Raw genomic sequence first — 10,447 nt, forward strand, 5'->3', positions numbered from 1 at the left:
CATCATGGTACAATCAGCTGAACACCATATCTTGACAGAGCCTCACATACCTTCTCAGATGGCATAGAGTCGGTAATCAAGCCAGAAAGGGTATCAAGGGTAGCGTAGTTGTAGTTGCCGTCAGTGCTAAGCTTTTTGGCTTCGGCTACTACATAGGCTTTCTTACTAACCCGAATAATCTGGGCCTTATTGATACCATCCTCAATGTCATAGGTGGAAACGCTGTTTTCCATAGCATCTACGCCAATGGCACCTACAAAGGCTACATCTGGCTTCAGGCGGGAAATGAAATCCATAGTCATACCGCCCCAGAAGCCGTCACGGCTCTTGTTAATCTTGCCGCCGGCAAATACCACCCGAATCTTAGGATGATTAGCTAGAATCAGCAGAATGTCAATCATATTGGTAACAATGGTCAGCTCACGCTGATCCTTGGCCAAAAGCTCAGCAATGGCCAGATTGCTGGTGGAAATATCCAGGAAAACCATATCTCTGTCATGAATCAGCTTAACGGCAGCATGAGCAATACGGCGCTTGGCATCCACATCTGTGGTCTTGCGCTTGCTAATCTCGATAACATGGTTGTTTTCTCTCAGAACCACAGCACCACCATAGGTACGCTTTAGACGGCCCTGCTTTTCCAGAGAACCCAAATCCTTACGAATACAGTCCTCGGTAACACCAAATTTCTCACTAAGCTCTTTTACCCTTACTTTGCCATCAGCATTCAGCATATTCATTATGCTTTCCTGACGTTCCTCCAAAAACATAATATCACTCCCTAGTACAAAATATTTCTCTGCTTTTTTCTCTATTATTTTATTTTGTGCACTAATGCACAATTATTGGATTGCCATTGTTCAAATTTCATTCAATAATGTTTAATAATTCCAATTTACTATTATTCTACACGGAATATTGATTTTTATCAAGTGGAATTTTTGTTTATTGTTTTATTAGGACTTAAAACCTAACAAATTGTATTTTCTCAAACATTCTAACAGAAATACGGTCTAACGGTCAACCCCCTGCTAAATTGAATGTTTACTTGCTTTTACCCAAGGCTCTGTCCAGAAGCTCATCATAAACCGGCCGTCCCCCCGTTAAATCGGAAATTACATAGGCTGTCAGGGATACCACCAGCAAAGCCAGCATATGCTGAAAGGAGCCGGTCATTTCCAGTATCAGGATACTGCCTGTAACCGGGGATTTCACTACGGAGGAGAAATAGGCCGCCATGCCAAAGACAATAATATCTGCATAATACATGGCTGGCAATAAGCCTGCCAGTACCAGCAGCTTGGCCAGGACAGCTCCCCCGGCCGCTCCCAGCACCAGCATAGGCAGGAAGATGCCCCCCGGCACACCAGAGCCAAAACAAATCATGGTAAAAAGAAATTTTCCTACAAATAAAAGACACAGAAAGCCAATGGTATAGTCTGTTACCACCAGTGAATCCACCAGCAGATTGCCTCCTCCTAGAATCTCTGGCAAAACAAAGCCCAGGATGCCAGCCAAGGCCAAGGGTACAAGTGGCTTTTTCATGCCGGACAATCCCAGCCTGCTATAGGTATTCAAGGAGTATGCCAAGGCTATGTTGAAGAGTCGGCCCAGGAGTCCAATAACAATGCCTGTTGCCACCAGAACATCAAAAAGATTCAAAGGGAGAGGCAGAAGATATCCCATGGAAAATACCGGGGACATACCAAAAACCACCTCTGTAACAGTGGCTGCTGTAATAGAAGCGGTAATACCTGTAAGAAGAAGGGCAGGAGATATGGTTTTCTGCATTTCCTCCAAACCGAAGATAACTCCTGCCAGAGGGGCATTAAAGGCAGCAGCCAAACCTGCCCCGGCTCCAGCAGTCATAAGGATACGACTTTCGAATCTAGTGCGACGACTGGTTTGGCTTAACCCCTGACCAACGCAGGCACCTATCTGAACGCTAGGGCCTTCCCGGCCCAGGGACATACCGGCGCCAATGGCCAGTACACCGCCAATAATCTTGGACCAGAGGACGGAAAACCATCTCATGGACATATCTCCCTGCAGAATACCCTTTATCTGGGGAATACCGCTGCCGGTGCACATAGGCTCTCTGGCTACAATCAGCTTTAGCAAATAGGCGATAATAATAAAGGAAAGAATATATAAGGCCAGCCATTGCCATTGTCCATCAGCCAATGCTTCCCTGAGATTGTGATAAATCACAGGACGCAGTATCTCGGAGCCTGCTAAGAGATAGCGAAATACACTGATGCTGATACCTGCCCCCAGGCCTACGGCCAGTCCCTCCAGCAGCAGCCTCAGGCTGAATCTTCTTTTGTCTACTAATAGCTCTAGTAGATTGTCAGTTTTTTTGTTCATATTTTCTCCGCAAAAATATTCAGGGCCAAGGGCGCCTAATTTCTCTAGTAAAATGAGACTTTTTCCATGGAAAATCAAAAAGGACCTCCTTACGGAGGCCCCCTCTATTTCACTTACTCAGCAGTGAAAGGCAAGAGTGCAATGTTACGTGCACGCTTGATAGCAACTGTTACCTGACGCTGATGCTTAGCACAGTTACCAGAAATACGACGAGGCAAAATCTTGCCGCGTTCGGTAATATAACGACGGAGCTTTGCTACGTCCTTGTAATCAATCTGCTCTACCTTATCTACGCAGAAACTGCAAACCTTTTTACGAGGTCTTCTGCTTCTATCACGCTTGATCAAAGTATATTCCCTCCTTCAATATGGAATATCATTCCTGTTGGAATGTCACCTTCACGAATTGTCGCGAAATTAGTCCTCTGCTTTAACAATCATGTGCTTCAGCAGCTCATCAGTAATCTTCATTACACGATCAGCCTCAGCCACACATGCAGGCTCTGCTGTAACGTTCAGCAGTACATAGTAGCCCTCGGTGCAGTCCTTGATCTCATAAGCAAGACGCTTCTTGCCCCAACGATCCTCGCTGTCAACTGTACCGCCATTGTCAGCAATCAACTTGGTGAACTTCTCAACTACAGCGTTGGTTGCTTCTTCCTCCATTGGTTTAACAATGAATATGACTTCGTACTTTCTCACGAAATCACCTCCCTCTTTGGTCTTTGGCTCCCTCTTGCTGAAGGAGCAGAGAAAGTTTGCAAATGCAATTTGCAACTATCTTGTCCTTTTGACTGAATGAGTATATCATTTATTGAAGCTTTTGGCAAGGATTTTTTTGAAAATTTGCCCCCAAAATACTCATAGATTTTTTAGCCCAATACGCTAATATCCAAATGTGGGAAGCCTGTTACCATTTCCTTCACAATGGCAGTTAGCTTCTCACAGCCTCCTACATGGGTGCTTTCCATATTCATTGGCATATTAGGATCGTGGAGGGACATACGCAGAAGTACCCAGCCTTCCCCTGGAAATACCAGACGGATTCCCTCATAGGATGGAGTTGCCATCTTAATGCCCTTGGCCTTAGCCCGCTTCTCAAACTCGGCCAATACAGACTGGCCATAGCTGCGGAAATCCTCCACATCCTTAATCTTCAAGCGATACTCTTTTTCCTCCGCTGGATGCTGCAAATCCTTAATCAAATCCGCCAGCACCTTGCCCTCGGCTTTAGCCTTGGCGGCAGCAATCAATAACTTAACAGCCAGATAAGCACCATCATCCAAATAGTAGTTTTCGCTAAGAGCACCATGTCCAGAGGTTTCAATGGCCAATGGAGATACAGTGCCAGCCTTGTTCAGGCGAATACATTCATTGATAACATTCTTGTAGCCCCGCATATAGCGATGATGCTTCAAATGCAGCTTGTTCTCCAAAAAGTCTGCCAGCTCATCAGAGGTCACAGAATCTGTAATAATGGTGCTGCCTGGATAGTCTGGAGCCAGAATAGCAGCCATCATGGCAATCAGGGCATTACGGCTAATCTGCTGACCATCAGGCAATACAGCACTCATGCGATCCACATCAGTATCAAAAATAATACCCAAATCTGCATGGCTAGAGAGAACTGCTCCCTTAATGGCATCCATAGCAGCCTGGTTCTCTGGATTTGGAATATGATTTGGGAAATGTCCATCTGGCTCCAGATAGAGACTGCCCTCAATATCAGCCCCCAGAGGAACCAGTACCTTGTTGGCAAAGAAACCACCAGCACCATTGCCGGCATCTACTACAATATGCATTCCCTTGAGAGGCTGGTCATAGTTCTCGGCTTGAATCCCCTGACGAATCTTTTCACAGAGATTCTTGGCGTAAATGTCAATTAAATCCAGTGGCTTAGCCTGAGTCAAGTCTGCACTGCGCTCCTGCAGGCCTGCTGCAATCTCCAAAAGCTCAATGATATCTTCCTTTTCCAAACCGCCATCCTTGGTAAAGAACTTCAAGCCATTACGATTGAAAGGCAAATGGCTGGCGGTAATCATGATGGAGCCATCCATGGCAGTTTCTGGGAAAACAATGGACATAAACATGGCTGGGGTAGATGCCATATGACAGTCATAGGCCTGAGCACCCTCTGCCAGAATCCCCTGCAGAGCAGCTTCCTTCAGGCTGGTGGCAGACAGACGGGAATCATGGCCTATAGCCAGCTTCAATTCCCCAGCAGGACGGCCCAGCTTCTTGCTCAAAAACTTTACAAAGGCGGCGGCAATCAGATTAGCTGCCTCGGGGCGCAGGTTAACCTTTTCCCCCTCTACACCTTCTAGGGCAATGCCACGAACATCGCTGCCATTCTGCAATTTCATCAATTCTTTTTCTGTCATATTATGCAACTCCTTATATAGATATTTCTTCATATTTATTAATAATTCTATCTGCCAAAGACAAATCCTGCTGGCCAGAATTAGGATTCCGAACAGCAATACACTGCATACCAGCAGCCTTGGCCGCCTTTACTCCAGAAGCAGCATCCTCCACAACGGTGCAATCAGCGGGATTTACCCCCAGCCTCTTGGCAGCCAGCAAATATATGGCTGGATCCGGCTTGGCATGCTCCACCTCATCACCTGTGGTCAAAGCATCAAAATACTCAATAATGCCAAATCTGGTTAGGACATTATTGACCATAGGCCGAATTGAGGAAGAGCCAAGGCCTATTTTGTAGCCCTTGGCCTTCAAGCGCTGCAGCAGCTCCGGAAGTCCCGGTATGGCCTTAATGGTGGCATCATTATTGAAAATGTCCATGTATTTCTCATGTTTTTTGCCAGCCATAACCTGCCATTCCTCCGTGAAAACATCTGGAAATCTGGCCTTCATATCCCCCCAGAAGGATTTGGAACTGCGGCCTACATATTTGTCCAGGTCAATTTCCTGGGCACTAAGGGTGATGCCATATTCCCGCAGGGTAGCCATTTTGGCTCTAGCGTGTATAGGCTCGCTGTCAATAATAACTCCATCCATGTCAAAAATAAATGCTTTGTTGTTCATATTTTCCTTTCTATAGTTCCTCACTCATCTTGGGGCTTAATGGTTCCATGCTCATAGGCCAGCAGCAGGCTGTACAAATCCGTGATTTTCTCCTGTATCACCCTGCCCTCATCTGTATCTCCTACAGAGGTGATTTTGGACTGGAGCTCAATGGTACGGGACACGGATTCAATGTCCTTGTTGTTCCGCAGAGCTTCCCTGACATCAGCCACATTTTGATGTTCCAAAAGCCTAAAGCCTCGGGAATTGTAAATCAGGGTATAACCGGAAATACCGGTTTTCTGATGATAAGCCCGACAGAAGCCACCATCTATACATAGCGCCTTGCCATTGGCCTTGATAGGGGTTTCCCCCTTGGATACCTTTACTGGCACGTGGCCGTTAATAATATGGCCATCCTTGGGATTCAGACCAAATTCCTCCAACAGCTCCTCACAGATTTCCTCCCGGTCAATAAGCTCATAATAAGGATCGGAAGGCTCCTTCCAGGTGCTTTCATCCTCTAGGAACATGCGCTCAAAGGTGGTAAACTCCCGCCCAGAAATAGGAGAAAGCAGGCCATTCCACAGGAACCACATAAAGTCCAAGGCCTTTTGTTCCTTGGTGGCTCTGGCCTTACGGGCCATCTGATCGCAGAAATCCATATAGGACTTGCCCTTGTAAGGCCTGCCATCAAAGGAAACCTCCTTCATAGTGCCATCCCAATTCAGAGGAATACAGCCATGAAATAGCAGGTTCTGATTACAGCAGGTATAGACACTACCTTTCTTGTAGATAAATTCCACATGGCGCTGCAGCCGTTCGCTTTCAATAAAGTAGGACTTCAAATCCCCAATAATCTGCTTTTCTTCATCCGTCAGCTCATAAGGATTCTTAGGGTCCACCGTAGGGAAATAGGCACTGCTTAGCTCATAGCGCTTGCCATTAAGGTTATAGAAGCTGGCATTATAATCCACATTCTGCAGCTGAAGACGGCTTTCCATTTTGAAATCCGGATTCCGGAGAATCAACTGTCCCTCCAGCTTGAACATTATCATGGAAATAGCCTTTTCCGATGCCTTGAGCGGATTTTCATCGGGATATATTCGCTGGGCATACATGGTGAGAGGCCGCAGGCTAATAGCATAGCCTTTTTCCAGCACCTCGGTATTTTTGTATCGCAAACTGTTTCTTACTACCCCGGCAATACATACCTCACTGCCACTGGCAGCTCCCATCCACAAAATATCGTGGTTGCCCCACTGAATATCCAGGGAATGGTATTCCTGCACCATATCCAGGATGGTATCCGGCCGATTTCCCCGGTCAAAGAAATCCCCAATGATATGCATATGGCCCACAGCCAGACATTTTATCAGGCTGGTTAGAGCCACAATAAAATCTGACGCCCCTCCCACCTGCACAATCATATTCAGCAGTCTTTTGCTGTAAAGGAATTGTGCTCTATCTGCCTCTGGATGGGTGTTAAACAGCTCCGTAATTACACTGCGGTAGTTTTGAGGAATAAAGCTTTTCACCTTGGTCAACGGATATTTGTAGGTCATGAGCTTGCTAACCTCCAACAGACGGGATAGATTTTCCCGATACCATTCAGGAGTATCGCGCCGCTCTGCCTCCAACTGTTGGATTTTCTCCACAGGATAATATATCAGGGTGCAGAATTCCGCCTTTTCTTCATCTGTTAATCTGGCCCCAAAAACATAGTCTACCTTTTCCTTAATAACCCCGGAACAGTTATTGAGAATATGGTAAAAAAGCTCATATTCACCGTGCAAATCACTGACAAAATGCTCTACTGACTTAGGCAGGCACAGGCTGGCCTGAAGATTTATTAAATCCGCATAAACAGCCTCTTTGGTAGGATATTTTTCCGCCAACAACCGCAAATACTTTTGCTTTTGCCGCTGCATGGTATTTGCCGAATTAATCATACTAGCTCCCTTTCCAATTCCGGCAGTCATTAACCTCTATATACTGCTACAGAATCTTGCATAGTCAAAATACTGCTTCTCTAAATATCCGCTTCAAAAAAATTTTCTCTTCTCCTATTATAACATTTACATTGTGCAAAGAAAATGCCTCCCCCTTTCTTTCCGTAGCGAAACCTAAAGATTGATGAAATTCCCTCTTTCTTTAAATAGATACAGCCATCTTATTTTATGTAAAAAGAAAGTCGCTGTAGAAAGCAGAATTTTCCCTATCTGTTTCTCTACAGCGACATAACTTGACTATTTAATTGTGAAAATATTTTATTTCAGCAGGTTCAGGAACCAGCTAGAGTTCTGATAGGACTGAGCCAGCATGGCCTGAGTGGTCTGCATCAAAATATTGTCAGAAGCCAGATTGGTTATTTCCTTGGCCATATCTGCGCCAATTAAGGTGGTCTGAGCTGCCGTAAGATTCTCCGACTCGGTATTCAGATTCTTGTAGGTATATTCCAGGCGGCTGCTGACAGCACCTACAGTGGTGGACTGATCCAGCACCTTGCTAATGGCATTGTCTATAACAGCCAAAGCTGCCTGAGCATCCTCTGCGGTGGCTACACTAAGACAGGAACCATCACTGCCCTGCAAGCCTAGAGCACGAGCGGAAATATTCCCCAGCCCTACCTTGATGGACTGGTTGGCATCTGCACCTACCTGCAGGGTAAGAGCGTTGCCAGAGCGATTCTCTGCTGCCCCAATGGATTCATAGAAATTATTAAAGACATTGTTTACAGCCTTCCGCTCCTGACCATCTGCTGTCTGAACAGAAATGGCAAAACCTGCAATCTCTCCTGCCTTACCGGCCTGAGCTGCCTTGACTGTAATGGCGTTTTTCCCATCTGGGGTATTCAAGGTCTTGCCACTGGCATCTGTGCCAATTTCCTTGGTACTGCCTATATTGGTATCAAAAATATCTCCAATACCAGCCTTCTGGCCAGCCTGATTGGCACTGACAAAAATATCTGCCAGAGTAGCATTGCCGGCCTTGAAACTATTGGTATAGGTCTTGCCATCCTTCACAAAGGAAACTGTAACTGTATCTGTGGCCTGAATCTCCATACTGTCACCATGACGATAAGCCAAATCTGTCAGCTTGGTATCCCCGGCAGTATCTGCGCTGAAGGTCTTATTGGTATAAGCCTGGGTGGTCATACTGCTCTGACCGCCATGACTGCCATCCATTAAGCTCATGCCGTTATATTCCACCAACGAATTATCTGTAATCTGGTCAATATACTGGTTAAACTCCTTCTGAATGCTGGCTCTGTCGCTGTCCTTGGCAGTGGAGTTGGCAGCGGCCAAAGCCCGCTCCCGCATAGTGGCCAGAATATCCAGAGTATTGCTCATAGCTCCATCAGCTACCTTTAGCATAGCAGAACCAGTCTGGGTATTGGCTGCTGCTTGGTCTAAGGCGCCGATACGAATCCCCATCTTAGTGCCAATGGCATAAACGGAAGGGTTGTCTGCCGGACTATTTACCTTATTGCCTGTGGCAATGGCGGTCATATGCTTGTTAAAGGATTTATTCGCTCTATTCAGCTGATTCAGCAGGGCCAGCTGCTGAGGATAACCTCCTACTCTTGCTGCCATATTAATTCCTCCTTGATTGTATAAACATCCCTGTTTTTATGGGGCAGCCTGCTTTTTCCTTAGGAGCAAATATTATGGCTTCCCCATGAATATTTCAATTTATAGTTCCTAACTATGTTATCGACAATATAAACTACAATCTTTATAGGCTTGGAAAATTTTTAGAGGGTTATAATTTGTCCTAGCAGGACTTCAATGCTATAATATGAATATTGAAAAAAGAAGGGATGGACACAATGGGTAAATTTGATTGGCAACAGCAACTGGAACAGCGTCGCCGACGGACTCGCTATGAGCGTATAGGAGTCCTATTTCTGTTGATATTTGTATTAGGTTTTGGTCTGTGGCGTTTTTTTTATGCTGATTCTCCGGAATACGCCTTGGAACAGCTGCATCAGGCTATCAAAAATCATGATGCTAAGGCGCTGCAGGAATATTGCAATCTAGAAGCTGTTAGCGGACAGGCCTACGATGACCTCACCAGAGATATGTTTGCCCAAGATGACAATCTTTCCAATGATACCAAGGTGATGTTTGAGCAGTTCTACATCAAAATCAAGCCCCAGGTGGTAAGAGATACCATCCAGCTCCTTTTGGCCTATGCCGACAAGGGAAGCTGGCAGAATCCTTCTGATGACAATCTTCTCAAGGGACGACAGCTAGGTATGGATTATGAATATCTGATTGAGCGTTCTCAGATAAGAAATACCAGCATTGTAAAAATAGACAAAATTAATCGCAATAAGGATACTGCTTTGGCCAAGATACAGGTTAAGGATGATTATACCAACACCCTTTTTACTCTGAATCTCCTTATGAATAAGACTGAGGAGGGCTGGAAGGTAGTTCGGATTGTTAACTATCGTGACTATCTGGATTTTGTTACCCCGATTCAGACCTCCGGCCTGCTGGCCTACAAGCGGGCGACTGAGGATATTATTGACAAGTATAATGATATTCTGGATACCCAGCAAACCAGATTCAATCAGCTGACTGCTACCTCTGATGGCCGTCTGTCCGCTAGTCAGCGCAGTAAGCTGTCTGATTATATCAAATCTGATATTATACCAGCTCTGGAAAAACGGCAACAAGAGCTGGATGCTATTCCACCTAGAGATGGTGCCCAGTATCTACAAGCTCTAAGAGCAGAGGAAACCAAGACCTCTATTGCCCAGTGGCAGCATTTCCTAACAGGTATCCAGAATGACAATCTATCTGAGCTGAATACAGCCAATGCCTTTCATAAGAAAGCTCTGGATTTGCGGCACCGCATTGATGATGTTAGCAAAAATACAGCTATTACCAAAATGCCTCAAAGCATTCCTTAAGCAGTTGATGATATAAATTCTGATTTGCCGAATACATCAATTATCTATACACTTCTCGTAGGCATGGCATATACCCTTACAGGCACGCTCGCGCTATATTGATGTGCAAAACTATCCCCTATTAATGGCGATA

Annotated in this window: 9 protein-coding genes; 1 reads left to right on the forward strand and 8 read right to left on the reverse strand. The window is 45.4% G+C overall.

What is annotated here, in order from left to right; all coding sequences use genetic code 11:
• Nucleotides 1–2 precede the first annotated feature (2 nt).
• The 8 genes from I6E26_RS03645 to I6E26_RS03680 all read right to left on the reverse strand — a co-directional run bounded on the left by I6E26_RS03645 (nt 3) and on the right by I6E26_RS03680 (nt 8,986).
• On the reverse strand, nt 3–770 hold the full coding sequence (locus tag I6E26_RS03645) for a DeoR/GlpR family DNA-binding transcription regulator (RefSeq protein WP_235320478.1): 768 nt from the start codon (nt 768–770) through the stop codon (nt 3–5).
• Nucleotides 771–1,044: 274 nt separating this feature from the next.
• A complete protein-coding gene (locus I6E26_RS03650) occupies nt 1,045–2,367 on the reverse strand; it encodes a ClC family H(+)/Cl(-) exchange transporter (RefSeq protein ID WP_235320479.1) in 1,323 nt (440 codons plus the stop codon).
• 113 nt (nt 2,368–2,480) lie between these two features.
• Entirely contained in the window at nt 2,481–2,714 is a 234-nt protein-coding gene (rpsR, locus tag I6E26_RS03655; protein ID WP_154406631.1) for a 30S ribosomal protein S18, read from the reverse strand.
• Between the two features lie 69 nt (nt 2,715–2,783).
• Nucleotides 2,784–3,068, reverse strand: a complete 285-nt coding sequence (gene rpsF, locus I6E26_RS03660; RefSeq protein ID WP_235320480.1) for a 30S ribosomal protein S6 — start codon at nt 3,066–3,068, stop codon at nt 2,784–2,786.
• Nucleotides 3,069–3,238: 170 nt separating this feature from the next.
• Nucleotides 3,239–4,747, reverse strand: coding sequence for a phosphomannomutase/phosphoglucomutase (locus tag I6E26_RS03665; protein WP_235320481.1), 1,509 nt, complete (start codon nt 4,745–4,747; stop codon nt 3,239–3,241).
• Nucleotides 4,748–4,760: 13 nt separating this feature from the next.
• On the reverse strand, nt 4,761–5,411 hold the full coding sequence (locus tag I6E26_RS03670) for an HAD family hydrolase (RefSeq protein ID WP_235320482.1): 651 nt from the start codon (nt 5,409–5,411) through the stop codon (nt 4,761–4,763).
• A 20-nt stretch (nt 5,412–5,431) separates the two neighbouring features.
• Nucleotides 5,432–7,342, reverse strand: a complete 1,911-nt coding sequence (locus I6E26_RS03675) for a fructose-1,6-bisphosphatase (RefSeq protein WP_235320483.1) — start codon at nt 7,340–7,342, stop codon at nt 5,432–5,434.
• A 318-nt stretch (nt 7,343–7,660) separates the two neighbouring features.
• Nucleotides 7,661–8,986: a flagellin N-terminal helical domain-containing protein gene (locus tag I6E26_RS03680; protein ID WP_235320484.1), complete on the reverse strand. Its 1,326-nt coding sequence runs from the start codon at nt 8,984–8,986 to the stop codon at nt 7,661–7,663.
• A gap of 317 nt (nt 8,987–9,303) precedes the next feature.
• On the opposite strand from I6E26_RS03680, the gene I6E26_RS03685 reads away from it, so the two are divergent.
• The gene (locus I6E26_RS03685; RefSeq protein ID WP_235320485.1) at nt 9,304–10,314 is read left to right on the forward strand and encodes a DUF2939 domain-containing protein; all 1,011 of its coding nucleotides are present in this window, start codon (nt 9,304–9,306) and stop codon (nt 10,312–10,314) included.
• Nucleotides 10,315–10,447 lie beyond the last annotated feature (133 nt).

Origin of the sequence: Anaerovibrio lipolyticus (assembly GCF_021531495.1) — a bacterium.
In the GTDB taxonomy this organism is placed as follows: domain Bacteria; phylum Bacillota; class Negativicutes; order Selenomonadales; family Selenomonadaceae; genus Anaerovibrio.